Here is a 25,258-nt window from a genome sequence, read left to right as displayed (position 1 = left end):
ACATCGAGTACTACAACACAAAACGCATCAAGGTGAAACTAAAAGGCCTGACTCCGATGGAATATCGAAATCAGGCCTTACAAGCCGCTTAACAGAAATGTCCAACTTTAAGGGGTCACTTCACTACGACTGGTTTTTTTTCTCTAAATAGATCTGATTTTACGATACGACTACTTAGTGCCGAAAATTTTATCACCCGCGTCACCAAGACCAGGAACAATGTAGCCCTTGTCGTTCAGTTTCTCGTCAATCGCTGCGGTGTACAGTTCTACATCTGGGTGGGCTTTGTTAAGCGCTTCAATGCCTTCTGGCGCTGCAACCAATACCAGCGCTTTAATGTGCTGACAGCCTTTTTCTTTGAGCAAATCTATCGTTGCAATCAGTGAACCACCTGTTGCCAACATTGGATCAACCACCAGCGCAATACGCTCGTCGATGTTTGATGCCAACTTATTGAAATAAGGTACTGGCTCTAGAGTTTCTTCATCACGGTAAATACCAACGACCGAGATTTTGGCACTAGGTACGTGCTCTAACACGCCGTCCATCATACCAAGACCTGCACGAAGGATTGGGACAACCGTAACCTTCTTACCTTTAATCTGATCAATCTCGACCGGGCCATTCCACCCTTCGATTGTTACTTTTTCAGTTTCAAAGTCAGCAGTTGCTTCGTAAGTTAGTAGGCTACCGACTTCTGTTGCAAGCTCACGAAAACGCTTGGTGCTAATGTCGCCTTCACGCATTAGACCCAGTTTATGCTTGACCAGTGGGTGCTTCACTTCAACAACGTTCATTTCTACTCCAGGAAATTTAACTAAAACTCACGAATTATAGCCTGATTAACACAACATTTCAGTGCAATTTTATAGGAAAAAAAGTTTGCGCAAACGTTTTCGTTTTGCATTTTGCCTGTTAGAATAGCGCCAAATTTTTTAGCTTGATCCAAATCCGATACTGAATCACTCAAAATGGTGCGCACACACCCTATTTATACAGGCTTTCGCCTTAGATAAATAACATTGGCGTTGCGTATAGAGTATTCATACTTTGAATTTGGTATTACCTTTCGTCTATTTAAGAGGTTCCCTGTGAGCACAAATAACACTTCTCTAAGCTACAAAGACGCTGGCGTTGATATCGACGCTGGTAATGCCCTAGTAGACCGTATCAAAGGTGCGGTAAAACGCACTCGCCGTCCTGAAGTTATGGGTGGCATTGGCGGGTTTGGTGCGCTGTGCGAACTGCCAACCAACTACAAGCAGCCAGTGTTAGTGTCGGGTACAGATGGAGTTGGTACTAAATTACGCCTAGCATTAGACATGAACAAGCACGATACCATTGGCATCGATCTTGTGGCTATGTGTGTAAACGACCTAATTGTTCAAGGTGCTGAGCCGCTGTTCTTTTTGGACTACTACGCGACGGGCAAATTGGACGTTGACACTGCAGCGGATGTAGTGACAGGTATTGCGGAAGGATGTGTACAATCAGGATGTTCTCTTATCGGTGGTGAAACCGCTGAAATGCCAGGTATGTATGAAGGCGAAGACTATGACGTCGCAGGCTTTTGTGTCGGTGTGGTAGAAAAAGAAGAGATCATTGATGGAACCAAAGTCAGTGCAGGTGACGCGCTGATTGCTGTGGGCTCAAGCGGTCCTCACTCTAACGGCTACTCATTGATCCGCAAGGTACTAGAGGTCTCGAATGCCGATCTTAATGAAGATCTTAATGGCCGTACTATTGGCGAACATTTGATTGAGCCAACTAAAATCTACATTAAGTCTGCTCTTAAAATGATTGCACAGCACGACATTCACGCTATTTCGCACATCACTGGAGGCGGCTTTTGGGAAAACATCCCTCGCGTTCTACCAGAAGGGACTAAAGCGGTTATCGATGGCAATAGCTGGGAGTGGCCAGCCATTTTTAACTGGCTACAGCAAAAAGGTAACGTTGAGACGTTTGAGATGTACCGCACCTTTAACTGTGGTGTTGGCCTAGTGGTTGCACTTCCAAAAGCACAGGCAGACGCAGCGGTTGCCCTGTTAAACGCAGAAGGCGAGAACGCATGGGTCATTGGTGAAATCGCCACTGCTGAATCAGGCGAAGAGCAAGTAATCATTAAATAACTGTGGGACCTGATCAGATGAAAAGGATTGTTGTCCTGATTTCAGGTAATGGCTCAAACTTGCAATCGATCGTAGACCGATTTAGCGACAGTGAGCATGCCCAAGTTGTTGCGGTATTTTCTAACAAGCAAGAGGCGTATGGATTAACACGCGCCTCTAATGCTGGCATCGATGGGCATTTTGTCGATGCCAGTCAGTTTGAAGGTAGAGCCGCGTTTGATAAACAACTGATGGTTGAGATAGACCAATACCAACCAGACCTTATTGTTTTGGCGGGTTATATGCGTATTTTGAGTGATGACTTTGTTGAGCACTATCTAGGAAAGATGCTTAACATCCACCCTTCGCTGCTACCCAAATACCCAGGTTTACATACCCATCAGCGCGCCATTGACGCCGGTGATAGTGAGCACGGTACCAGCGTGCACTTTGTCACGCCAGAACTCGACGGCGGCCCAGTGATACTTCAGGCAAAGGTGCCTATTTTTGACACCGATAGTGCAGAGTCACTAGCCGATAAAGTACAAAGCCAAGAGCACCGCATCTATCCATTGGTGGTGGATTGGTTTGTTCGAGAGCGACTTAACATGGTCAATGGCGACGCGGTATTAGACGGTGTTGCATTACCAGAAATGGGTTACGCCAGCGAATAGCGTCTGCTCTGACAGGACTAAAAAGGGGGAAAGCATGACAGCTTTCCCCCTTTTGCTCTGTTAAATGTGGTTTACGATGCCGCTACATGGCGCTGGGTGCTTGGTTACCCGGTTTAGCTTCGGCAAAATCGACATCCAATAACTGCTCGCTGTTACCCGAGATTTTCTCACCGTGATAGAACAGCGCATACTCACCTGGCTTTAGACGAGTCCACTGTTCATTGAGCGTTAGGGGTTGCGTGGCAACCACCGTCACCACATCATGAGGTGTAGTCTCTTCTTGAAAGTTGATCGTCACATCTTCATCAATCAACGATGCTTTACCAAACGGTGCTCTGCGAGTGATCCAGTATAGGTGATTGGTGCAATAGCTAAATACATAATCGCCATCTGATAGCAGAAGGTTAAAAACGCCTAACTTACGCAATTCGTCACAGCATTGAGTGAGTACTTCTACCACATCGTCGAGTGAGTCAGGCTTAGAAGGGAAACGCTGTTCTAGTTGATTAAGCAACCAGCAGAACGCTTTTTCACTGTCGGTCTGACCAACTGGCATATGTCTACCTGTGTCTAGGTCTTCATAGCCAGTGAGCTGCCCATTGTGCGCGTAAGTCCAATACCTGCCCCACAATTCACGATTGAATGGGTGAGTATTTTCCAAGTTCACCTCGCCACGATTAGCTTGGCGAATATGGCTGACCACCGAACAACTTTTGATTGGGTAGTTCTGAACAAGCTCAGCAATTTTGGAGTCACAACTGGGGTTCGGATCTTTAAAGGTGCGAAACCCTTTCCCTTCATAAAAGGTGATCCCCCAACCATCTCGATGTGGCCCCGTGCGTCCACCACGCTGCATTAGTCCTGTAAAACTAAAGCAGATATCGGTTGGCACATTGGCACTCATTCCCAACAACTCACACATCGACGTTCGCGCTCCCTATTCCATCTCTTTTTCAATCAATTGGATCACGATATGAATAATCTTAATGTGTACTTCTTGAATACGATCGGCGTAGCCAAAATGTGGCACTCGAATTTCGATATCGGCAAGGCCCGCCATTTTACCACCGTCTTTACCCGTCAACGCGATAGTAGTCATACCCTTAGCTTTGGCCGCTTCAATGGCTTTGATAATGTTGCCAGAGTTACCTGAAGTCGATAGGCCAAACAGCACATCACCCTGATTGCCGACCGCTTCAACATAACGTGAAAACACAAAGTCGTAACCGTAGTCGTTGCTGACACAAGACAAGTGGCTTGGGTCTGAAATGGCGATGCCGGGGTACCCTGGTCGATCCTCACGGTAACGACCAGTGAGCTCTTCGGCAAAGTGCATAGCATCACAGTGTGAGCCACCATTGCCACAAGACAATACCTTCCCTTGCTGTTTAAAAGAATCAGCAATCGCTTTTGCCGCTTTCTCTATTTGCGCCAAATTATGATCATCAGACAAAAAGTCATTCAATACAGTAGCAGCTTCAGAGAGCTCGCCTCGAATTAGGTCTTGGTACATGTGCTTATCCTTTTTGTTAGTTAACCTGAGATTAGCGAGATCACGCCTCACTGTCGAGTTTTCCCCCTATGAAATGCCATACCAAAGCAACTTGGTGTTTTTTCGTCTAAAAATCGAACCGCGCTCAAACTTCCACAAACCGAGCATTAACTTTAATTTTACATTCTTGTTACTTCTGATTTATAGTTAACTGGTTAGACCTCTTACCAAGAATTATAGTCAAGGACGTGAAAATGGAACTCATAGTTATTTACTTACTGGTGCTTGCTGCGATAGGAATCCATCTCTATCGACGTGACTCGCTACTAAAAGGAGTGGGGAGCACAGCCATAATCCTATTTGTTGGAACCATCGCGTCCGACGTAGGTGTGATCAGTTGGTTGGTGTTTGCAGCATTGTCTTCAGTGCTAATCTTGCCAAATCTGCGTCAATCATTGGTTTCGGCTAAAGCGCTAAACGTGTTCCGTAAGATATTGCCTGAGATGTCATCAACGGAAAAAGAAGCCTTGGAAGCCGGTACAGTATGGTGGGAAGCCGAATTATTTGGCGGCAAGCCTAACTGGGACAATTTAAGTGATATCGAGCTGTCCAAGCTGAGCGAAGACGAAAAAGCCTTCCTTGATGGCCCAGTGGAAGAAGTGTGTGCAATGGTCAATGACTTTCAAGTCACTCATGAGTTGGCCGACCTGCCACCAGAGATTTGGCAGTACCTAAAAGATCATAAGTTTTTTGCCATGATCATCAAAAAAGAATTTGGTGGATTGGAGTTTTCCGCTTACGCCCAATCACTTGTTTTACAAAAATTAACCTCGGTGTCCGCGGTACTCTCTTCAACCGTAGGTGTGCCTAACTCTCTCGGTCCTGGTGAGCTGTTGCAGCACTATGGAACCCCTGAGCAAAAAGATCACTACCTACCTCGCCTCGCCGAAGGTAAAGAGATCCCTTGTTTTGCATTGACCAGCCCAGAAGCCGGTTCGGACGCAGGCTCTATCCCTGATTTCGGTATCGTGTGTGAAGGTGAATGGCAAGGCGAAACGGTATTAGGCATGCGCCTTACGTGGAACAAACGCTATATCACGCTTGCACCTGTTGCAACGGTACTTGGCCTTGCGTTTAAACTGCGGGATCCTAACCACTTACTCGGTGAGACCGAAGAGCTAGGGATAACCTGTGCGCTTATTCCAACCGATCTTGACGGCGTCGAAGTCGGCAATCGTCACTTCCCATTAAACGTCCCATTCCAAAATGGGCCTACGCGTGCCAACGATCTATTTGTACCGCTCGATTTCATTATTGGTGGTCCGAAGATGGCCGGACAAGGCTGGCGTATGCTGGTTGAATGTCTCTCAGTTGGGCGTGGCATTACGCTGCCGTCAAACTCGACGGGTGGACTGAAAACCGCTGCCATGGCCACAGGTGCCTATGCGCGTATTCGGCGTCAGTTTAAGCAGCCTATTGGCCGTATGGAAGGGATTGAAGAGCCATTAGCTAGAATCGCCGGCAACGCGTACATGATAGATGCAGCCAGTCACCTTACGGTTACTGGTATCGATTTGGGTGAAAAACCGTCCGTAATTTCTGCCATTGTTAAATACCACTGTACCCACAGAAGCCAGCGCGGTGCGATTGATGCGATGGATATTCTCGGTGGTAAAGGTATTTGCCTAGGCCCATCAAACTTCATTGCTCGTGGATATCAGGGCTCGCCAGTGGCCATTACCGTGGAAGGTGCCAACATACTGACTCGCTCCATGATCATTTATGGCCAAGGTGCGATTCGTTGTCACCCTTACGTACTTAAGGAAATGAACGCAGCTCATTCAAACGCTAGCGATGCGCTCGATCAGTTTGATGATGCGCTGTTTGGTCACATCGGCTTCGCGATGAGTAACTTTGTGCGCAGCCTATGGCTAGGTATTACTGACGGACGCAGTTCAACCGCGCCATTGCATAGTGCAACCAAACGCTATTACCAGCAGCTTAACCGCTATAGTGCCAACTTAGCCTTGCTGTCGGATGTGTCTATGGCAGTGTTAGGCGGCTCGCTAAAACGTCGTGAACGTTTATCTGCGCGTCTTGGCGATATCCTAAGCCAAATGTACTTGAGCTCGGCAACGCTTAAACGATTTGCCGTTGATGGGGCGCATAAGGAAGACCAGCCTCTTATGGATTGGGCACTGCAAGAGAGCTTGCATCAGACTGAAGTTGCAATTGATGAGTTTTTACGTAACTTCCCAAGCCCTGTATTGGGTAAACTATTACGAGTGGTGATCATGCCATTTGGCCGTGTTCGCAAGTTACCTAGTGACAAGTTGGATCACACTTTAGCGCAAATACTGCAAACGCCAAGTGCTACACGCTCTCGTTTAGGTCGCCACCAATACCTTACTCCATCGGAGCACAACCCAGCGGGTAAGATTGAATTGGCCTTAAACGTTGTCTTACAAGCTGAGCCTGTATTTGAACGAATTTGCAAAGCGCAGCAACGTCGTCGTCCGTTCACCAATTTGGACCGCCTTGCGGAGGAAGCGTTAGCCGCCGAGTTGATCAACCAAGAAGAAGCTGAACTGCTGATTGAAGCAGAGCAGCACCGACTTGCGACCATCAATGTGGATGAGTTTGATCCACAGGCACTTAAAGCCGCTTCAGTACAAAAAGATCTTGAAGCTGTAATGTAATACCTATCGAAGTAATTAACTGGTCAGCAAATTGCGACGGAAAAATCAGGTAATTGCTTTGGTTGATCTAAATTACGTCCGCTTCTATAAACACAAAGGGATGAGCCATGCTCATCCCTTTTTCGTTATCTTTGACCCGTTAACTAGGAGGTGCACTCAATTGAAGCTCTGGTTCAGCGGCCGCTTTTTTGCGGCGCCTGTACACGATGAAGGCGACTACCAGCCCAATGATTAATACCGCTATATTTCCGACAATGATGATAGTGAGTGACCGCTTACGATCTTCTGCACGTTTGTGTTCGATTTGACGCAGCATTTCTTCTTTCTGCTGCTTCTCTTGAGCAATCCGCTGTTGCTCCCTCGCCTTTTCGACGTCAACAGACTCGACCGAGCCAAAATTAATTGGCGCGGTTTCTAATACCAAGTCACGGTTGTTGGCCAGATCTGTCGCATACACAATAGTGCTAATACTGTGATTACCAATAAGTTTGTCTGACGCGACTTCAACCTTCAATCTGGCACTGTCTTTCGGTACTTGTGTGGTGTAGTGGCGTTGGTTATCTTCTGGGTCCGTAACGCTTATGTGAGCACTGATGGAGCCCGGAGCAATGGTTGCTCGCTCTCCAACAATCGTAATACTGTGTGGATCCAATGTACGTGACTGGGAGAAATCAACAGTGATAGGTGGTGGGTATACCAACACTTCTTGTTCAACCGCTCGCAGGAATACTCCGTTACCAGAGGTCACTCGAACACGGTATTTACCCGGTTCAACATTGATCGGAAGATCGACGGTGAACTTACCATCTCCTGCAACTTCATCATACTCCAAACCATCATCGGAAAACTCGCCGACAACAATTGGAATGGGACGAGCCTCTTTGGTTATTTCTGATTCATTTTCGACATAGGGTGTGAACGTTACCCGTAAATTGACCCTGTCCAAAAAATCTCGAAGAACAATAGGTGCACCGTGGGTGGTTAGATTAGCTTGCAGCTTTATACGCTCATTTTGATACAGCCGATTCGACAGAAAGTCGACATCAAGCATTAAATCAGACAGAATTTTTATGTTGTTTTTCGGTGTGACCTTTCCTATGGCTTGCCATGGCCCTGGCATTGGCTGATCAATTGAAATAATGTCCATGCCATTTTCTTCATACCAAGCGACATGCTCTGGGTGCTGCCATGCGTAGTACTTCACACCATCAGGGCGAACCAGTACTACCGATTGTGACTGTTCGCTGCGATAAATTACAAACGACACTTGTTGAATAGTAGGATCGATACGAAATCGGTTATCCAACAAACTAAATTGCTGCTCATTAGCCCAACTCAGTGAGGACAATGCCGTAAGTATGACGGCTAAAAAAAGTGGAAATGATTTGAACTGCACCAACGTCTCCCTACTTGTAATGGAACTAGTCACGCCACAAACAGCTCCCACCTTTGGCCACAACATCCAATCTAGATTGGTGTGCTTCTAATTCATCGGCCGATGCCTGCAAAACCTTTAGCGGTTTTCGTTGATTGCTTGCGCGCTGAATGATGGCACTGTCGGTTTCATTAGACCCTCCACCAAACTTTAACGTGGTCTGCCCACCTGTCATTAACAGGTAGACATCGGCCAAAATTTCAGCATCGAGTAATGCGCCGTGCAACGTACGATGAGAGTTATCTATTCCGTAACGGTCACACAAGATATCGAGGTTATTTCGTTTGCCTGGAAAGAGTTTTTTCGCCATCGCCAAAGTATCGGTGATAGAACAGTATTGCTCCGTCTTACCTATTTTTGGGTCAAGACGCTCAAACTCGTGATCCATAAAGCCAACGTCGAAGTACGCGTTGTGTGCAACTAGCTCGGCGCCGTCAATAAACTCAATAAACTCTTGATGAATCTGACGGTATTCAGGTTTGTCTAATAGGAATTCATCGGTAATACCGTGAACATCAATGGCTTCGGGATCGATCTCTCGGTCTGGTTTGATATACACATGGAAATGTCGCCCGGTAAGCTTTCTATTTACAATTTCAACGGCACCAATTTCGATGATACGGTGTCCTAAATAAGTGGGACCACCTTCACGGTTCATACCGGTGGTTTCCGTATCGAGAACCACTATACGGCCGCTGCTGGCCGTTTGAGTTGGATTTTGGCTGGTGTTCATACGATTAATTGTGTCAGACTGTCCGAAATAATGCCCAATCATATCAAATCATGGATAAACACGTCGAAATTTTCACAGATGGTTCTTGCCTAGGTAATCCTGGAGCAGGGGGTTATGGAATTGTGTTGCGCTACAAAGGTCACGAAAAAACCTTAGCCAAAGGTTACACCATGACCACCAACAATCGCATGGAAATGATGGCGGCGGTTGTGGCTTTGCAAAGCTTAACACAGCCTTGCAAGGTCACTTTAACAACCGACAGTCAATATGTGCGACAAGGGATCACCCAATGGATCCATAACTGGAAAAAGCGCAGCTGGAAGACATCTGATAAAAAACCAGTGAAAAATGCCGACCTATGGCAAGCACTCGATAGTGCAGCGGCCAATCATCAAGTTGAATGGAAATGGGTTAAAGGACACGCTGGGCACCGCGAAAATGAAATGTGTGACGAGTTGGCACGATCCGCGGCAGAAAACCCCACTGAAGACGATACAGGCTATCAACCTAGTTAGTACGAGAGTGGGCTTTTATCGATACACCAACAGGTGACAAACGTCGCTTGAGTCGCCAATGAGGCTTAAGAGGTTTAATCGGATAAGTTCGCTTTCGCGCAACAATATAGTACAGCGACCCTAATTTACTGCCGCTATTGCCACACATATTTTCTAGCCACGCCCAAATTGCGCGCTGTTTAGGATTTGGAAAAAGCGCATACTGCTCACTGTGAATAACTTGGTAGTTCAACAAGCCAAGCCAATCATGGACACGGTGTGGGGTGAACATTCGTCCACTCCAAGGTAAGTTTTTCTTTCGCCAAGGAAGGACGCTCGCCACACCAGAAAAACTGATTGGGTTGAATCCTGTTAGAATGATGTACCCGTCGTCCATCATTACCCTATCCACCTCGCGAAGCAGTCGATGAGGATCTTGGCAATAATCCAACTGATGGCTTAACAACACTACGTCAAAGCTTTTTTCAACAAACGGTAAGTCAAAGGCGTCAGCAATCACCGAATGCAGTGGATTTTTGATGTCTAAGTTAACCTGATGAGGAATGGTACTTAGAGAGGTATTCAGCTCACAACTCAATCCACCGAGTTTTAGCATGTGATAGCCAAACAATTTCGGAGCCCACTCGTCTATGCGCATCTGAATGCCTTCAAATACCCATTGACCATTGCCCAATTGTTGCCAAGAATGGGGCTGTTGCAGTTTTTGAGTGATCCGTGCTGGTTTAAGCAATGGGTGACCGCCTTTTCAATCTCGACTCAGGAAAATAAATATGCGCACAATCAATTGCATACCTGCTTTTAATGATAACTACATTTGGCTAATTGTCGATGATAATAAACGTTGTTGCGTGGTGGACCCCGGCGATGCTGCCCCAGTGATCGAATTTTTAGAGGATCATCAGCTGAAGCTTAGTCAAATTTGGCTCACTCATCATCATGCCGATCATACCGGAGGGGTGTCTTCTCTAAAAGGTCGTTACCCTGATGTGGACGTGTATGGACCTAAATCTTGTCGCTTTGAGGCTATTGATCATCGTTTAGAAAAGGGCGATACCGTTATGTTCGCCGATCACCATTACCAAATTTTAGCGCTGCCTGGGCATACTCTAGATCATATCGCCTACTATGGTGAGCAATCGCTTTTTTGTGGTGATGTTCTGTTTAGTGCAGGGTGTGGTCGAGTATTTGAAGGGAGTTACTCGCAGATGTTTGACAGTTTAAATCAAATCAAAGCTCTGCCTGCCAACACAAATATTTACCCAACCCATGAATACACACAAGCCAATATTGATTTTGCTTTAGCAGCAGATCCCACCAATCTTCGCCTGCAACACTATCAGCAAAAAGTACTATCACTGCGCAGTGACAATCAACCTAGTTTGCCAACAACATTGGAACTCGAGCTTGCGATTAATCCATTCTTACGCTGTGAATGTCTAGATACTGAGCAGTGGCAGACGAAACAAGCTCTTAGAGAACCCCTAGACGTATTTGCTTACTTAAGAGATTGGAAAAACGATTTCTAAAGTTCAAAGTTTAGCCACCCTACACTTGTCACTCTTACTGGGGCAAAGTATTATCTACGGCCAATTTTGAATTCAGGCTTGAGTAGTAATGAACAAACAATCGGTGTGGCTGTTGGCCCTAGTATTAGGTGGGTGTCAAATGGCGCCTCAACAGCAAGATTCTATTCCAGAGCCTTCCGAACCAAGCACTGGTAGCACCGATTCCGTCGTTGTCGAGCCTAAAGCCGTCGAAGACAAAGTCGCGCCATTACCTGAGCCTAAAGTAGAGCCTGTCGTGCTCACCCCACAGCAACAAGACAATGTGTGGGATCGAATATCTATGCAGTTGGAACTAGATATTCCTGACCATAAGACGGTCGATTATTACCGTCGCTGGTATTTAAAGCACCCTTCACACCTAAGAACAGTCTCCAAACGCGCAGAGCCATTTTTACACTTAATTGTAGAAAAGATTGAAGCGCGCGATATGCCATTGGAGTTGGCCCTACTTCCTGTCGTTGAAAGCTCCTTTGACGCGTTTGCGTACTCCCATGGCAGCGCCGCTGGTTTATGGCAATTTGTCCCTGCAACCGGCAAGATGTACGGACTTGAACAAGATTACTGGTATGACGGCAGACGTGACGTTGACGCCGCTACCGATGCTGCGCTTGATTACCTGACATATTTGAATAAACGCTTTGAAGGTAACTGGAACCATGCGATTGCAGCCTACAACAGTGGCGGTGGGCGCGTTTCTAGCGCTATCCGAAAAAACGTTAAAGCAGGCAAACCGACCGATTTTTTCTCTCTAGAGTTACCTAAAGAGACCAGCGGCTATGTACCAAAACTTCTCGCTCTTGCTGATGTTATCGCCAATGCCGAAGAGTATGGTATCGATATTCCTGAGATCGCGAATACCCCTGTATTGCAACGTGTCGATCCTAAAGAGCAATTGGATCTCGCCATTGCGGCCAATTATGCTGGCATAAGCATCAAAGAGTTACAAAGCTACAATCCGGCATACAACCAGTGGGCAACAGCTCCGGATGGACCTCAGCACTTATTACTGCCTATCGAGACAGTGACGCCATTCTTAAATGAAGTAGAAGCAAATCGCGGTAAAGGCGTTAAATTAGTGCGCTATCAGGTAAAATCGGGGGACAGCATCAGTGTGATCGCGCAACGTCACAACACCACCAGCGCGGTGATCAGAAATGCAAATGGCATGACAGGCAATATGATCCGTGCTGGACAGTACCTGTTAGTGCCAACCTCAACCACCGATGACAAATCCTATGCACTCAGTGCAGCCAATCGCTTGGAAGAAACACAATCTAAAGCGCGCGGACAGCATAAAATGAACTATACCGTGGTCAGCGGCGATAGCCTTTGGACCATTGCCAAAGCGCATAAAGTGACGCATCAAGATCTTGCTCGCTGGAATGGTATGGGGCCTCGCGACACGCTGCGTATTGGTCAAAAGTTGGTGATTTGGAAAGACAATAACCAAGGTGAAATCATTCGCACGGTTTACTACAAGGTGCGCAGTGGTGACACAATCAGTGGTATCGCATCACGATTCAAAGTTCGCAGCTCAGACATTATTCAATGGAACAGTCTGCAAAACCGTAAATACTTACAGCCAGGCCAAAACCTCAAGCTGTATGTCGATGTGACCAAAGTGAGCGTCTAGTTTAGCGTAAACTCCGCCCATAACGCGTTATGATCTGAGGCTGAAGTGTTAATCACTTCAGCCTTTTTTAGTTGCAGGCCTCGATAGAAGATATGATCTAATGGCTGCCCGGTAATGGCAAACGTAGTACGCAAATCAGGTGTAAATTTCGCTTCTTCAAGCCCTAACGTACGCATGACGTTCTCGACTTTTTCCTGCCTAATTTCGCTCCAGGTATTAAAGTCACCGGCAAATATGGCAGGGCCTTGATGCTCAATGAGTGCTTGCTCCAACTCGGCCAGTTGCTGCTCAAACTCTTCGGTACCTAACGTGAAGTTTACCGCATGCAAGTTGACCACCCATAACGACTCTCCATTGGACAGTTGATAGGAGGCAAACAGAGCAGATTTGGGTAGTTGCAACCAAGGTTCGGTTTCAAATATTGCACATACTTTCTCTGGCAAGCGCTGCGACAAATTAAATACGCCAGAGCTTTTATCAAACACTTCAAACGCACTCGCCTGTTGGCCAAACCAATTGAGCTGGTTTAGCCAATTAATAAATGAGGGCGACAAAGAGACTTCTTGCAACAAGCTCAATTCGGTTCGTTCCAGCAATGTAAGTAACTCGGCGTCCCACCCGTCATTGTTTTGCTTATAAATGTTCCACGACAACACTCTTAGCTGTCCGTCATTGTCTAAAGGCTCTAACTGATCCATCTCTAAACAAGAGGCGTTGTTATGCCCTTGAGTTAGCTTATTAGGGTTGGCCTCATCATCGTTGACCAACGCAATAGGCGTCTGCTCAGAGAGCGTAAAAACCAATGGAGAGACAAGCCATTGCCAACCGCCATACAGCACCACCAAAAGTAACGATAAAGTGAGGCAACGTTTTAACCAAGACATAGTTTTCCCCAAGCATGGAGGTGGATTTAGAGCAAAAAAAAGACCAAGCTATTCTAGCATTAGCTGATAGCATGATCTTTTTCATTCCTGCAAATGAAGAGAAGCAGGGAGCGATTGAATGTGCTTAGATGGCTTCTTCGTCTTCTTCGCCAGTACGAATACGAACAACACGTTCGACGTCTGTTACGAAAATTTTACCATCACCAATCTTACCGGTTTGAGCCGTTTCAATAATAGTATCGACACACTGCTCAACTGAGTCTTGGTTCACAACAATTTCAAGCTTCACTTTAGGCAAAAAGTCCACCATGTACTCTGCGCCGCGGTACAGTTCGGTGTGCCCTTTTTGACGTCCAAAGCCTTTTACTTCGGTCACAGTCATACCAGTAATGCCTACTTCAGCTAGAGCTTCGCGTACATCGTCAAGCTTAAATGGCTTTATAATCGCTTCAATTTTTTTCATTGGTTACTCGTCTAATGGTTATTTAAGGCTTGCGTAGTACGCCGCCAAGTTTTCAATGTCTGTATCGTTTAGCAACGACGCTTGCGCCTGCATAACTGCGGCCAATCCACCTGTGCGCTGCTTCTGTTTGTAGGCTTTGAGAGAAGAAACAAGATAGGCCTCATTTTGACCTTTAATATTTGGGTAACCGGCAATGAGTGCAATACCATCAGCGCCGTGACAGGCAGCGCAAATCGCTGATTTGGCTTTCCCTGCCTCAATATCTGCGGCAAACGTCACTTGTGAAGTGAGCGCTAAAGTCGCTGCAATAACTAATAACTTTTTCATAGCTTCCATACCTTTAGATGTCTTTTAGAATAATTATTACACGATAGTGTGCCACGACTAGTGCTCTTTTTTCCACATAACTTTGTAACCCGTGCCACAAAATCGCTGATCCGTAAACAGCCCTGCAACGGCAATGACGGATTGTTGCTGCAATACAATAGGGTATTGCTGTCGCAACCATGGTGGGACAGAGTACTCTTGCCAGAGCTTTTTAAGTTTGCGTGAACCACTTCGTCCAACAGGCTTAGCATTAAGCCCTGTAGAGTTATACGACACAGTTAATCCACTCAGATCAGGACTATCACTAATATTGCCCACCCAAAAACAGTTGTCTTGGATGTGGGTATCATCCGAGAACACCCCAATAGTCCCATGTTGTGCTGGAAGATCTAGCCAAGTATCTAATGGTAATGGTTGCTGCCAATGAGACAGTTCGGGCAGGCTATCGACAATATATAGGGAATTTTGAAAACGGCGAAGCTGCCCATTGTCGAGCTCGACAATCGGAGTCGCATCCGCCTGAGCATGCAACACTTGATTAAGAATCTGCTTGAGAATTTTTTGCGAAGGCATGAGTCGCCCACGCTCTGCAAACCACATTCGTACAAGGCGTTTTTGCGTCAATGGCGACTGCTCAACTAATGGAGCGATCAATAGCGCATCATTGTGTAGACAATGCTGATAGATGGGTGTGAGCAGCTCGGTAAGCAGCTGTTCTTGCTCGGCACAAAGGGCTGTACTTTTAATAACCTGCTGAGTTACTTGTGGCCAACGCTGCTTGATGCTTGGGATAATATCCTGACGTAGAAAGTTACGGTCATAACGAGTATCGGTATTGCTTTCGTCTTCAACCCACTCTAACTCAATCGACGTAGCAAAATCACGCAGTTCATTGCGATCGCAACCCAGCAGTGGACGAAGCAGTACACCATCATTAAACGCACGACTCGCTGCCATTGAAGACAATCCCTTTGGACCACTGCCTCGTTTCAATGCCAATAAAAAGGTTTCAAATTGGTCATCTGCATGATGACCGGTCAGTAATAGTGTTCGTTTATCGACGTACTGAGCCAACGCCTGATACCGAGCTTCTCTGGCTTGCTGCTCAAGGCTAAGCCGCGAACCAGTCTCCACCGTTACTTTTTCGCACACAAACTTTATCGACAGCGCTTCGCACCACGCTTTACATTGCTGTGCCCACACATCTGCATTATCACTGAGCCCATGATGCACATGTATTGCCTGTATCTCCCAGACAGGGAGCACATTATCACGGCGCTGAACATCACGCAGCGTCGCAAGCAACTGTAATAGAACTCGAGAATCTAGGCCACCACTTAGCCCCAATACAAGGCGGTTGTGCGATGCGCGAAATGGTTCAAGTTGTGACTCAAGCGTTGAGAGCAAGTGTGTCAAATCGTCCCTCTTCAATGACAAAAAAGCGAGCTAATAAGCTCGCTCTATAAGGTGTTGCTATCGATTAACAGTAACCGTAGTTCATCAATCGCTGATAACGACGATCTTGTAACTGCTCAACGTCAAGACCATCGAGGTCTTCAAGTTGCTTCAGCAGCGTCTGCTTAATATTTTCTGCAACCGCAGGGTAATCACGATGCGCGCCACCCAGCGGCTCTTCAATCACCGCATCAATCAACTCTAGCTCTTTCAGCTTCGAAGCGACTAGACCCATTGCTTCAGCAGCTTGCGGAGCTTTAGCTGAATCACGCCATAAGATGGATGCGCACCCTTCTGGTGAAATTACCGAGTACGTTGAATACTGCAGCATATTGACGTAGTCACCTACACCGATAGCCAATGCACCACCAGACCCGCCTTCACCGACCACGTTACAAATAACCGGCACTTTCAGACCCGCCATTACTTTTAGGTTGGTTGCGATTGCTTCTGACTGGCCACGCTCTTCTGCGCCAACGCCTGGATAAGCACCCGCAGTATCGATAAAGGTAATAATTGGCATGTTAAAACGCTCAGCCATTTTCATTAAGCGCAACGCTTTACGGTAGCCTTCAGGTTTTGGACTACCAAAGTTACGCTTCACTTTATCTTTGGTATCACGGCCTTTTTGATGGCCAATCACCATCACTGGTCGACCTTCTAGTCGTGCCATTCCTGCAACAATAGACTTGTCGTCAGCAAATGCACGATCACCTGCGAGCTCATCAAACTCAGTAAAGATGAGGTCCAAGTAATCCAGTGTATAAGGACGTTGCGGGTGGCGAGCCAGCTGCGCAACTTGCCATGCACCTAAATCGCCAAAAATTTTCTTTTTAAGCTCTAAACTTTTCTTCTCGAGTTGTTTGATCTCTTTGTCCAGATCAACACCGTCTTCAACACCACGGCTTGAAACATCGCGTAGGGCTTCTATTTTTGCTTCCAATTCTTCAATCGGTTTTTCAAACTCTAGAAAGTTTAAACTCATCTAGGGATCCTTACTTATCAGCTTTGGCATTAAGCCAAAGATCAGTTAAATTCCAGCTCAACTTGGTGTTTACCCAGCAGCTGTTGCAATTCGTCTATTAAGTCATCGTTTGGCGTTACCCGCCATTCTACCCCTAACGACAATTTGGCTCTAGCCTCTTGCCGTTGGTAGTAAACATGTATTGGCACCACACCGCCACGGTGGGGCTCTAATACCTGAGTAAAGCGTTCAAAGAATCGTTGATCAATTTGCGACTCTTGAATCGATACCGATAGGCCACGGGCAAATTTCTCTCTTGCTTGACCTAAGTCCATGACTTCGCGGGCGGACATTTTAAGGCCACCGTTAAAATCATCAAAGCTGACCTGTCCCGATACCACCAATATTTTGTCTTTTTCGAGAAGTTCAGCGTATTTATCTAATGCATCAGAGAATAGCATAACTTCCATTCTTCCGGAGCGATCATCTAGGGTCAAGATCCCAATTCGATTGCCTCGCTTGGTCGTCATCACTTTGGCAGCGATCACCAGACCGGCTAGGGTAACACTCTGATCGCGCCGCGTTGGAGTGGCTGCATTCAAGCGACAACTGGTGTATTTGGTTAATTCTTTCAAATAGGCATTGATCGGGTGACCCGTTAAATATAGCCCTAACGTCTCCCTCTCGCCCTCAAGCCATACCTTTTCAGGCCAAGGATCCGCTTGCGTATATTTTTGTTCAACTTCCGAGTGAGTATCGGTTAATACGCCAAACATATCCGCCTGACCAAAAGCTTCTGCTTGGTGATGTTGGCCTGCAGCCTTAACAGCATCGTCAACCGACGCCATCATCGCAGCGCGGTGTGGCCCTAAGCGGTCCAGTGCACCAGCTTGGATAAGTTTTTCGATAACGCGCTTATTTACTTTTTTGGTGTCTATTCGCGCACAAAAATCGAAGAGATCTTTAAAGTAGCCGTCTTTGTCTCGAGCTTCAATGATGTTTTCAATCGGGCCTTCACCTACCCCTTTGATCGCACCAATGCCGTATACAATGGCCCCTTCTTCATCCACGTTAAAGCGATATAAGCCAGCGTTAATGTCCGGTGGCAGTACCTTAAGTTTCATCCGGTGACATTCGTCCACCAACCCGACCACTTTTTCGGTGTTATCCATATCGGCGGTCATTACCGCAGCCATGAATTCTGCCGGGTAGTGCGTTTTGAGCCACAGTGTCTGGTAAGAGACAAGCGCATAGGCTGCTGAGTGCGATTTGTTAAATCCGTATCCGGCAAACTTTTCCACCAGATCGAAGATTTTCATTGCCAGTTCGCCATCAACTCCGTTATTTTCGGCGCCTTCACGGAAAATACTGCGCTGCTTGGCCATCTCTTCAGGCTTCTTCTTACCCATCGCACGACGCAGCATATCAGCGCCGCCAAGGGTGTAGCCTGCGAGAACCTGTGCTATTTGCATTACCTGCTCTTGATACAGGATGATGCCATAAGTTGGCTCTAGAATTTCCTTCAGCGAGTCGTGCTGCCACTTTTCGTCCGGATAGGAAATGGCTTCTCGACCGTGCTTCCGGTCGATAAAGTTGTCTACCATGCCTGATTGTAATGGGCCCGGTCTAAACAGCGCAACCAATGCGATAATGTCCTCAAAACAGTCTGGCTGAAGACGTTTAATAAGGTCTTTCATACCACGAGATTCAAGCTGGAATACCGCAGTTGTTTCCGAGTTCTTAAGGGTTGTAAATGACGGCGGATCGATTAGGTTGATCGATTCGATTCGAACCGACTCTTTACCTTGTTTTTCTAAACGAGGGTTAATGAGCCCTAATGCCCAATCGATAATAGTTAGCGTCCGAAGCCCCAAGAAGTCGAACTTAACCAATCCTGCGGTTTCAACATCGTTTTTATCAAACTGAGTGACAGGAAAGTTGCCATCCGCATCGGCGTAGATAGGAGCAAAATCGGTGATCGTCGTGGGTGAGATTACGACCCCGCCGGCGTGCTTACCCGCATTACGTGTACAGCCTTCCAGCTTTCGACACATATCAATGAGATCACGAACTTCATCATCGGCTTCATAAATTTCAGGAAGTTGTGGCTCTGCGTCAAACGCTTTTGCTAGCGTCATACCAGGATCGGGTGGGATGAGCTTTGAAATACGGTCTACAAAGCCGTAAGGGTGCCCCAGCACACGGCCTACGTCTCGAATTACCGCTTTGGCCGCCATCGTACCAAAGGTTATGATTTGCGATACAGCATCACGGCCATACATCTCGGCAACGTGATCGATCACCTGGTCGCGTTTATCCATGCAAAAATCGACATCGAAATCGGGCATCGATACACGCTCAGGGTTTAAGAATCGCTCAAAAAGCAGATCGTATTCCAATGGGTCAAGGTCGGTAATATCCAGTGCATAGGCAACTAATGAACCCGCACCCGAACCGCGCCCAGGACCTACTGGCACTGCGTTGTCTTTTGACCATTGGATAAACTCCATAACGATCAAGAAGTAACCCGGGAAGCCCATGTCATTGATAACTTTAAGCTCGATCTCTAGGCGTTCATCGTATTCAGGTCGACGCTTGGCTCGCACCTCTTCATCGGGGAATAAAAACGCCAGACGTCGCTCCAAGCCTTCTTGAGACTTTTTAACCAAAAAGTCTTCAATCTTCATCCCTTCTGTTGGGAAGTTGGGTAAGAAATACTCGTTCAGACGTACTGTCACGTTGCAACGTTTGGCAATTTCTACCGAGTTTTGCAAAGCTTCTGGAATGTCTTGAAACAGCTCCACCATCTCGTCTTCAGAACGCAGATATTGCTGATTGCTGTAGAGTTTTGGTCGACGTGGGTCTTCGAGTGTATATCCATCATGGATCGCTACACGGATTTCATGAGCGTCGAAATCGTCGGTCGATAAAAAGACCACTTGGTTGGTCGCGACAACTGGCAAGTCGCGCTCTGCAGCCAATTCAAGAGCAAAGTGTAAATAACTCTCTTCGTCTGCCCTACCCGTACGGGTCAGTTCCAAATAAAAGCGATCGGCAAAATGTTGCTGATAGAAATCGACGCATTGGTTCGCTAAATCTGAGTTCCCTTTTAATAGTGCTTTACCAACTTCACCGTCTTTGGCACCAGAAAGAACGATAAGGCCCTGGTTATATTTGGCAAGCCACTCTTTGTCTATGACAGGGCTATGCTGAACATGACCACGTAAATACGCCTCAGAAATGAGCAATGTGAGGTTGTTGTAGCCCTTATTGTCAGACGCAAGCACAGTGATGTGAGTCAGTTCGTCACCCAACTCGTCGGACTGCATCAGGAAGTCAGCACCAATAATCGGCTTAATGCCGTTGTTGTGCGCAGCGTTGTAGTACTTCACCAATCCACATAAATTGGTAAAGTCGGTTAATGCCATTGCTGGCATACCCAATTCAGCGACTTTTTTAACAATAGGCGGTACTTTTGACACGCCATCAATCATTGAAAAATCACTGTGAATTCTTAAGTGAACAAACTTCGGGTTAGACATTACTGATTCAGTCCTCAATTCCTAAAACGCGCTTCACCGGTTTAAAACTCTTTCGATACTGCTCAATCACACCAAACTCTTCGATTGCGGCGAAATGCGCTTTTGTCGGATACCCTTTGTGCTGGGCAAAGCCAAACTGAGGATACTGCTTATCAAGCTCTTGCATGTCATTATCACGGGCCACCTTAGCTATAATAGAGGCGGCGCTGATTTCAGGGACTCGCAAGTCTCCTTTGACCACAGCAATAGCGTCCATGGTTAATTCGGGGGTACGATTGCCGTCAATTAACGCAAGATTTGGAGTAGTAGAAAGTCCATTGATCGCGCGCTGCATTGCGACCATGGTAGCTTGTAGGATATTAAGCTGGTCAATTTCTTGTGGGGTGCATCGACCGATACACCACGCCAGCGCTCGTTCTTTAATTAACGGCTCTAAGGCTAACCGTTTTTTCTCACTCAGTTTTTTAGAGTCTGTCAGCCCTGGAATGGGGTTGTTAGGATCTAAAATTACCGCAGCGGTCACCACATCGCCAACAAGCGGCCCCCTGCCCACTTCATCAACGCCAGCAATGAAAGTATACCCACTAGGGTATTCAAACGGCTCGAGCTCTACAGCTTTGCTCATGACTTATTCTCTCTATCGATCAGCCTTAAAACAGCTTGCGCCGATTGCACATCGGCATCTTTACGAATCATGTGATGCAACCTCGTGAACTCTTCGACCATAGGTTTCGACTCATCACCCAGTAGTCGAGTGACTTCTGCGCTGAGGTTATCGGGGTTACACTCTTCCAGTAAATACTCTTTTACCAACTCTCGATCGGATAAAATATTGGGTAGCGACACAAACTTACTTTTAACTAAACGCTTAAGCAACCACGCGGTGACTGGATTAACAATATAGCCAACAACCATCGGACGTTTTATTAACATGCACTCTAACGCCACTGTGCCAGAGGCTAGCATCACCACATCACTTGCGGTCATAACATCGGTAGCTGTGTCATTAACCAGCGTAAACTCAAGCTCTGGTGCAAATTCTTGCCACGCTTTCTCAAACTGCTGACGCCTTTTATCATTGACCAGTGCCACGACAAAGCCCAGTTCTGGATCATCGGCGTGTAATTTTTGGCAGGTTTTAATAAAGGGTTCGCACAACTTCTCGAGCTCGGCGCCGCGGCTACCAGGTAACACCGCAAGGTAGCGTTTTTCACTGTCTAGGCCTAACTTTACACGCGCGGCTTGTTTATCCGAGTGCATTGGAATGGCGTCTGCCAAAGTGTGCCCCACAAACTCACAAGGCACATCAAACTTGTCGTAAAAAGCCTTTTCGAACGGGAGCAAAGCCAGCACCAAATTGGTTGCTTTAGCAATCCCGTGGATACGCCCTTGTCGCCACGCCCAGACTGAAGGACTTACATAGTGAACCGTCTTAACCCCTGCATCTTTAAGATCGCGCTCTAAACGCAGATTAAAGTCTGGTGCATCAATACCAACAAACACGTCGGGCGGATTAGCAATAAACTCATCGACTAACCCTTTTTTGACTTTTAGAAGTCGAGGGAGGCGGCCTAATACTTCGACCAACCCCATCACCGATAGCTCTTCCATATCAAACAGAGAGCGACAACCCAATGCGTTCATCTTTGGCCCACCGATACCGACGAACTCGGCATAGGGATGCTCAGCCAAAATAGCCTTGATAAAACCTTCGCCTAACGTATCACCAGAAAGCTCGCCTGCGACGATACCAATTCTAAGTGGCGATGTTTGTTGACCTGTTTCCATGAAAAATGCTACCTAATTAACGACAAAAAGATCGCATTAAAGCGATCTTTTTAGCTTAACTCAATTCCCAACTATTAACGAATAATGCCACGTTCAGTTGTGTCGAGCATATCAATAAATCTCTGTACCGATGGTGTCTCTTTAGCCATCTCAATCAACACTGGGCGAGTTTCTGTCAAGGTGTTTCCTGAGCGGTAAATCTCTTTGTACGCTTTAAACAACGTACGAATCTCGGCTTTTTCAAACCCATTACGTTGTAAACCCACTTTATTAAGTCCAAACGGAGTCGCGTGGTTACCTTGCGCCAATACGTACGGTGGAACGTCTTGTACAACCGCGCTGCACCCGCCAACATACGCGTAGGCACCAACGGTACAAAATGGGTGGATCGCCGACAGCGCCATTACCCCTGCGTAATCGCCAACGGTCACGTGGCCGCCCAGTATTGCGTTATTACCTATGTGAGTATGGTTACCCACAATCACATCGTGAGCGATATGGGCGTTTACACACAATAGATTGTCATTGCCAATCACTGTTTCATACTTGTCTTGCGTGGTGCCGCGGTGAATCTGCGCACTTTCCCGAATGACATTGCGATCACCGATGATCACTTTCGTATCTTCGCCACCGTATTTTTTATCTTGGTTTTCTTCACCAATCACAGCCTGTGGGAAAATACGGTTCTCTTTACCAATAATAGTGTGGCCTTTGATTACCACGTGAGACATCACTTCTGTACCTTCACCAATGACAATATTGCCCGAGATGTAGGTAAATGGACCAACAGTAACGTTAGCTTCTAGAGTGACATCGCCTTCAATCACCGCTGAAGGGTGAACGCTTGCTGATGGATGGATCATATTAGAATTCTCGACGTGCACATTTTAATTCAGCGTCACACACGACAACGCCATCTACTTTTGCAACACCGGTAAAGGCTGCAATACCACGGCGCTCTTTAAGCAGCTTCACTTCAATGACCAGTTGGTCGCCAGGGCCTACAGGTTTACGGAACTTGGCGTTATCAACGCTCGCAAAGTAGTACAGTTCATTCTCACTAGGTGCGCCGTAGGTTTTAAATGCAAGTAAACCTGTTGCTTGCGCCATCGCTTCAAGCATCAAAACACCTGGAAAAACTGGCATTTGTGGGAAGTGACCAGTGAATTGAGGCTCGTTAAACGTGACATTTTTGAGTGCTACTAAATACTCACCCTCTTTATAATCCGTCACTCTATCTATCAATAGAAATGGGTAACGGTGTGGCAAAAGAGATTGGATTTCCATGATATCCATAGTTTTATTTTCAGTAGTCAAAATCAAATTCCTGCTAATTAAATTATTCTTGTCTAAGGGTATTATACATTAAAAAGGCTCGCCTATAGCGAGCCTAAAATTATCTGCTATAGCCCTTGTTCAGTAGAGTCCTGCTGTTCAAGCTGTTTCTCAACTGTTTTTAGACGTTTGTTCATCTCATCGATACGATGTACTCGGGTTGCGGTTTTACGCCACTCGGCATTTTTTTGCAGAGGAATCCCTGAAGAGTACACGCCTTTTTCTTTGATGCTGCGCATCACCATGCCCATACCTGTGATGGTCACTTGGTCTGCGATCTCAATATGGCCATTGATGACTGTTGCACCACCAATAATGCAGTACTTACCTACGGTCGTACTTCCTGCGATGGTCGTTGCACCTGCGATTGCGGTGCCGTAACCAATATGAACATTATGGGCAACCTGAATCAAATTATCGAGGATGACGTTATCTTCGACAATCGTGTTGCCAATCGCACCACGGTCAATACAAGCACTTGCGCCAATTTCGACGCGGTTGCCGATGATCACAGAGCCAGTTTGTGGGATCTTAATCCACTCACCTTGTTCGTTTGCATAACCAAAACCATCGGAACCTATGGTTGTCTGACTCTGCACTAAACAGCGCTCGCCAATCTGAACATCATGGTATACCGCAACATTGGACCACAACTGCGTGCCTTCGCCAATTGATGCATTTTTGCCAACAAAACAGTTGGCACCAATAACAACATTGTCTGCAAGCCGAGCACCCGTTTCAATAACGGCGTTAGCACCAACACTGACATTGTTGCCCAAAATAGCACTGTCACTAATGACCGCACTAGGAGCAATACCAGTTGCGGCTTTAGGAGTCTTATCCAGTTTTTGGGCTACTTTTGCGTACGCGATGTAAGGGTCGCCGACAACAATAGCGTTGCCGCTGCAATGCTCTGCGTCTGCTTGTTTGATTAACACGCAGGTCGCATTACATTGTGCAAGATGCTTTCGATATTTTGGATTAGTTAAGAAACTAATGTCGCCAGGCTGCGCTTTATCCATCGCTTGAAACTGAGAAACAGTCGCGGCTGAGTCACCGATAAGTGTCCCACCAGCAATGTCAGCAACTTGTTGTAGCGTTAAGGTGATCATAAGACTCCAGTTAACCGTTACTTAATTTTATTAATGACTGCGTCGGTTAGATCAAGCTCTGGCTTAGCGTATTGTAAGGCTTGAGCATCGATGATCATGTCAAAGCCTTCTTCAGCAGCAACCACTTCGATGGTATTTTGGATCTCTCTAAATAGCTCTTGCTTCTCTTCTGCTTCACGCTGCTTGCCATCACGCTCAAACGATTGACGCTTCAGTTTGTATTCAGCTTCTAGTGTCGCTACTTCAATTTGAAGAGCACGCATACCTTCTTCGCCAAGCAGTTCGCCATCACGACGAGCTTGCTCCATTTTGGTTTTGATTTTAGCTTCAAGTGCTTGGATTTCAGCAGACTTGTCTTTAAATTCCTCTTGCAGTTCCTGCAAAGCAGCTTCACGTTTAGGGTGCATTTGGAAGATTTTCGCCGTGTTTACATAACCAATCTTCTGTGCGGCTTCCGCAACATTAGCGACAACGGCAGTACTTGCAAGAATAAGGCTAAGACTTAGCGCTTTTACTGTTTTGTTCAAAATC

At 46.5% G+C, this 25,258-nt stretch carries 25 protein-coding genes; 7 read left to right on the top strand and 18 right to left on the bottom strand.

All coding sequences use genetic code 11. The features are described from left to right. Positions 1 to 92: IS3 family transposase (locus JQC93_RS17480; RefSeq protein ID WP_205158803.1), on the top strand; the 92-nt coding region annotated here is incomplete at its 5' end. Positions 93 to 170: 78 nt separating this feature from the next. Here JQC93_RS17480 and upp read toward each other — a convergent pair. Then, positions 171 to 797 (bottom strand): uracil phosphoribosyltransferase, encoded by a 627-nt coding sequence (gene upp / locus JQC93_RS17475; protein WP_205159657.1) that lies wholly within the window; start codon positions 795 to 797, stop codon positions 171 to 173. A 294-nt stretch (positions 798 to 1,091) separates the two neighbouring features. Between upp and purM the strand changes: the two genes are divergently transcribed. Further along, positions 1,092 to 2,132, top strand: a complete 1,041-nt coding sequence (gene purM, locus JQC93_RS17470) for a phosphoribosylformylglycinamidine cyclo-ligase (RefSeq protein WP_205159656.1) — start codon at positions 1,092 to 1,094, stop codon at positions 2,130 to 2,132. A gap of 17 nt (positions 2,133 to 2,149) precedes the next feature. After that, on the top strand, positions 2,150 to 2,785 hold the full coding sequence (gene purN, locus JQC93_RS17465; protein ID WP_205159655.1) for a phosphoribosylglycinamide formyltransferase: 636 nt from the start codon (positions 2,150 to 2,152) through the stop codon (positions 2,783 to 2,785). Positions 2,786 to 2,867: 82 nt separating this feature from the next. On the opposite strand, the gene JQC93_RS17460 is transcribed toward purN, so the two are convergent. Both JQC93_RS17460 and lpcA read right to left on the bottom strand, forming a co-directional pair. Then, positions 2,868 to 3,707 (bottom strand): class II glutamine amidotransferase, encoded by an 840-nt coding sequence (locus tag JQC93_RS17460; protein WP_205159654.1) that lies wholly within the window; start codon positions 3,705 to 3,707, stop codon positions 2,868 to 2,870. A gap of 15 nt (positions 3,708 to 3,722) precedes the next feature. Further along, positions 3,723 to 4,298 carry a D-sedoheptulose 7-phosphate isomerase gene (gene lpcA / locus JQC93_RS17455; protein WP_205159653.1) on the bottom strand — a complete coding sequence of 192 codons (576 nt, stop codon included), beginning with the start codon at positions 4,296 to 4,298 and terminating at the stop codon, positions 3,723 to 3,725. Between the two features lie 233 nt (positions 4,299 to 4,531). Between lpcA and fadE the strand changes: the two genes are divergently transcribed. Next, on the top strand, positions 4,532 to 6,976 hold the full coding sequence (fadE, locus tag JQC93_RS17450; RefSeq protein ID WP_205159652.1) for an acyl-CoA dehydrogenase FadE: 2,445 nt from the start codon (positions 4,532 to 4,534) through the stop codon (positions 6,974 to 6,976). 139 nt (positions 6,977 to 7,115) lie between these two features. On the opposite strand, the gene JQC93_RS17445 is transcribed toward fadE, so the two are convergent. Then, on the bottom strand, positions 7,116 to 8,372 hold the full coding sequence (locus JQC93_RS17445) for a TIGR03503 family protein (protein ID WP_328837038.1): 1,257 nt from the start codon (positions 8,370 to 8,372) through the stop codon (positions 7,116 to 7,118). A gap of 25 nt (positions 8,373 to 8,397) precedes the next feature. Beyond that, entirely contained in the window at positions 8,398 to 9,144 is a 747-nt protein-coding gene (gene dnaQ, locus JQC93_RS17440) for a DNA polymerase III subunit epsilon (RefSeq protein WP_205159650.1), read from the bottom strand. A gap of 50 nt (positions 9,145 to 9,194) precedes the next feature. On the opposite strand from dnaQ, the gene rnhA reads away from it, so the two are divergent. Continuing rightward, positions 9,195 to 9,659, top strand: coding sequence for a ribonuclease HI (gene rnhA / locus JQC93_RS17435; RefSeq protein ID WP_205159649.1), 465 nt, complete (start codon positions 9,195 to 9,197; stop codon positions 9,657 to 9,659). On the opposite strand, the gene JQC93_RS17430 is transcribed toward rnhA, so the two are convergent. Then, entirely contained in the window at positions 9,652 to 10,389 is a 738-nt protein-coding gene (locus JQC93_RS17430) for a class I SAM-dependent methyltransferase (protein ID WP_236009639.1), read from the bottom strand. The two genes, rnhA and JQC93_RS17430, sit on opposite strands and share 8 nt — an antisense overlap. Positions 10,390 to 10,429: 40 nt before the next feature. Here JQC93_RS17430 and gloB point away from each other — a divergent pair, with 40 nt between their 5' ends. Together gloB and JQC93_RS17420 are read left to right on the top strand one after the other, a co-directional pair. Next, positions 10,430 to 11,185, top strand: a complete 756-nt coding sequence (gene gloB / locus JQC93_RS17425) for a hydroxyacylglutathione hydrolase (RefSeq protein ID WP_205159648.1) — start codon at positions 10,430 to 10,432, stop codon at positions 11,183 to 11,185. An 88-nt stretch (positions 11,186 to 11,273) separates the two neighbouring features. Then, on the top strand, positions 11,274 to 12,857 hold the full coding sequence (locus JQC93_RS17420) for a LysM peptidoglycan-binding domain-containing protein (protein WP_205159647.1): 1,584 nt from the start codon (positions 11,274 to 11,276) through the stop codon (positions 12,855 to 12,857). On the opposite strand, the gene JQC93_RS17415 is transcribed toward JQC93_RS17420, so the two are convergent. From JQC93_RS17415 to JQC93_RS17360, 12 genes are all read right to left on the bottom strand, one after another. Next, positions 12,854 to 13,741 carry an endonuclease/exonuclease/phosphatase family protein gene (locus JQC93_RS17415; RefSeq protein ID WP_205159646.1) on the bottom strand — a complete coding sequence of 296 codons (888 nt, stop codon included), beginning with the start codon at positions 13,739 to 13,741 and terminating at the stop codon, positions 12,854 to 12,856. The genes JQC93_RS17420 and JQC93_RS17415 overlap by 4 nt on opposite strands. A gap of 124 nt (positions 13,742 to 13,865) precedes the next feature. Further along, complete coding sequence (gene glnB / locus JQC93_RS17410; RefSeq protein WP_084886360.1) at positions 13,866 to 14,204, bottom strand: nitrogen regulatory protein P-II; 339 nt, start codon at positions 14,202 to 14,204, stop codon at positions 13,866 to 13,868. 18 nt (positions 14,205 to 14,222) lie between these two features. After that, a complete protein-coding gene (locus JQC93_RS17405) occupies positions 14,223 to 14,531 on the bottom strand; it encodes a c-type cytochrome (protein WP_205159645.1) in 309 nt (102 codons plus the stop codon). 57 nt (positions 14,532 to 14,588) lie between these two features. After that, positions 14,589 to 15,947, bottom strand: a complete 1,359-nt coding sequence (tilS, locus tag JQC93_RS17400) for a tRNA lysidine(34) synthetase TilS (RefSeq protein ID WP_236009638.1) — start codon at positions 15,945 to 15,947, stop codon at positions 14,589 to 14,591. 64 nt (positions 15,948 to 16,011) lie between these two features. After that, positions 16,012 to 16,971 carry an acetyl-CoA carboxylase carboxyl transferase subunit alpha gene (gene accA / locus JQC93_RS17395; RefSeq protein WP_205159644.1) on the bottom strand — a complete coding sequence of 320 codons (960 nt, stop codon included), beginning with the start codon at positions 16,969 to 16,971 and terminating at the stop codon, positions 16,012 to 16,014. Positions 16,972 to 17,012: 41 nt separating this feature from the next. Beyond that, positions 17,013 to 20,492: a DNA polymerase III subunit alpha gene (dnaE, locus tag JQC93_RS17390; RefSeq protein WP_205159643.1), complete on the bottom strand. Its 3,480-nt coding sequence runs from the start codon at positions 20,490 to 20,492 to the stop codon at positions 17,013 to 17,015. Positions 20,493 to 20,499: 7 nt separating this feature from the next. Beyond that, the gene (rnhB, locus tag JQC93_RS17385) at positions 20,500 to 21,117 is read right to left on the bottom strand and encodes a ribonuclease HII (RefSeq protein WP_205159642.1); all 618 of its coding nucleotides are present in this window, start codon (positions 21,115 to 21,117) and stop codon (positions 20,500 to 20,502) included. Beyond that, the gene (gene lpxB / locus JQC93_RS17380; RefSeq protein ID WP_205159641.1) at positions 21,114 to 22,280 is read right to left on the bottom strand and encodes a lipid-A-disaccharide synthase; all 1,167 of its coding nucleotides are present in this window, start codon (positions 22,278 to 22,280) and stop codon (positions 21,114 to 21,116) included. Before lpxB ends, rnhB begins: the two co-directional genes overlap by 4 nt. Before the next feature lie 74 nt (positions 22,281 to 22,354). After that, complete coding sequence (gene lpxA / locus JQC93_RS17375; protein ID WP_205159640.1) at positions 22,355 to 23,143, bottom strand: acyl-ACP--UDP-N-acetylglucosamine O-acyltransferase; 789 nt, start codon at positions 23,141 to 23,143, stop codon at positions 22,355 to 22,357. Between the two features lies 1 nt (position 23,144). Beyond that, the gene (fabZ, locus tag JQC93_RS17370) at positions 23,145 to 23,576 is read right to left on the bottom strand and encodes a 3-hydroxyacyl-ACP dehydratase FabZ (RefSeq protein ID WP_172400993.1); all 432 of its coding nucleotides are present in this window, start codon (positions 23,574 to 23,576) and stop codon (positions 23,145 to 23,147) included. A 107-nt stretch (positions 23,577 to 23,683) separates the two neighbouring features. Further along, positions 23,684 to 24,727, bottom strand: coding sequence for a UDP-3-O-(3-hydroxymyristoyl)glucosamine N-acyltransferase (gene lpxD / locus JQC93_RS17365; protein ID WP_205159639.1), 1,044 nt, complete (start codon positions 24,725 to 24,727; stop codon positions 23,684 to 23,686). Positions 24,728 to 24,744: 17 nt separating this feature from the next. Beyond that, a complete protein-coding gene (locus JQC93_RS17360) occupies positions 24,745 to 25,254 on the bottom strand; it encodes an OmpH family outer membrane protein (protein ID WP_205159638.1) in 510 nt (169 codons plus the stop codon). Between the last annotated feature and the right edge of the window lie 4 nt (positions 25,255 to 25,258).

The organism is Vibrio ulleungensis, from assembly GCF_016900875.1.
GTDB lineage: Bacteria > Pseudomonadota > Gammaproteobacteria > Enterobacterales > Vibrionaceae > Vibrio > Vibrio ulleungensis.
This window is presented reverse-complemented; position numbering and strand designations above follow the sequence as displayed.

What these genes read in the sequence shown, in the direction of transcription:
- upp (WP_205159657.1), bottom strand. Translation starts at nt 797, where the DNA reads ATGAACGTTGTTGAAGTGAAGCACCCACTGGTCAAGCATAAACTGGGT.
- purN (WP_205159655.1), top strand. Translation starts at nt 2,150, where the DNA reads ATGAAAAGGATTGTTGTCCTGATTTCAGGTAATGGCTCAAACTTGCAA.
- JQC93_RS17460 (WP_205159654.1), bottom strand. Translation starts at nt 3,707, where the DNA reads ATGTGTGAGTTGTTGGGAATGAGTGCCAATGTGCCAACCGATATCTGC.
- lpcA (WP_205159653.1), bottom strand. Translation starts at nt 4,298, where the DNA reads ATGTACCAAGACCTAATTCGAGGCGAGCTCTCTGAAGCTGCTACTGTA.
- fadE (WP_205159652.1), top strand. Translation starts at nt 4,532, where the DNA reads ATGGAACTCATAGTTATTTACTTACTGGTGCTTGCTGCGATAGGAATC.
- dnaQ (WP_205159650.1), bottom strand. Translation starts at nt 9,144, where the DNA reads ATGAACACCAGCCAAAATCCAACTCAAACGGCCAGCAGCGGCCGTATA.
- rnhA (WP_205159649.1), top strand. Translation starts at nt 9,195, where the DNA reads ATGGATAAACACGTCGAAATTTTCACAGATGGTTCTTGCCTAGGTAAT.
- gloB (WP_205159648.1), top strand. Translation starts at nt 10,430, where the DNA reads ATGCGCACAATCAATTGCATACCTGCTTTTAATGATAACTACATTTGG.
- JQC93_RS17420 (WP_205159647.1), top strand. Translation starts at nt 11,274, where the DNA reads ATGAACAAACAATCGGTGTGGCTGTTGGCCCTAGTATTAGGTGGGTGT.
- JQC93_RS17415 (WP_205159646.1), bottom strand. Translation starts at nt 13,741, where the DNA reads ATGTCTTGGTTAAAACGTTGCCTCACTTTATCGTTACTTTTGGTGGTG.
- glnB (WP_084886360.1), bottom strand. Translation starts at nt 14,204, where the DNA reads ATGAAAAAAATTGAAGCGATTATAAAGCCATTTAAGCTTGACGATGTA.
- JQC93_RS17405 (WP_205159645.1), bottom strand. Translation starts at nt 14,531, where the DNA reads ATGAAAAAGTTATTAGTTATTGCAGCGACTTTAGCGCTCACTTCACAA.
- accA (WP_205159644.1), bottom strand. Translation starts at nt 16,971, where the DNA reads ATGAGTTTAAACTTTCTAGAGTTTGAAAAACCGATTGAAGAATTGGAA.
- dnaE (WP_205159643.1), bottom strand. Translation starts at nt 20,492, where the DNA reads ATGTCTAACCCGAAGTTTGTTCACTTAAGAATTCACAGTGATTTTTCA.
- rnhB (WP_205159642.1), bottom strand. Translation starts at nt 21,117, where the DNA reads ATGAGCAAAGCTGTAGAGCTCGAGCCGTTTGAATACCCTAGTGGGTAT.
- lpxB (WP_205159641.1), bottom strand. Translation starts at nt 22,280, where the DNA reads ATGGAAACAGGTCAACAAACATCGCCACTTAGAATTGGTATCGTCGCA.
- lpxA (WP_205159640.1), bottom strand. Translation starts at nt 23,143, where the DNA reads ATGATCCATCCATCAGCAAGCGTTCACCCTTCAGCGGTGATTGAAGGC.
- fabZ (WP_172400993.1), bottom strand. Translation starts at nt 23,576, where the DNA reads ATGGATATCATGGAAATCCAATCTCTTTTGCCACACCGTTACCCATTT.
- lpxD (WP_205159639.1), bottom strand. Translation starts at nt 24,727, where the DNA reads ATGATCACCTTAACGCTACAACAAGTTGCTGACATTGCTGGTGGGACA.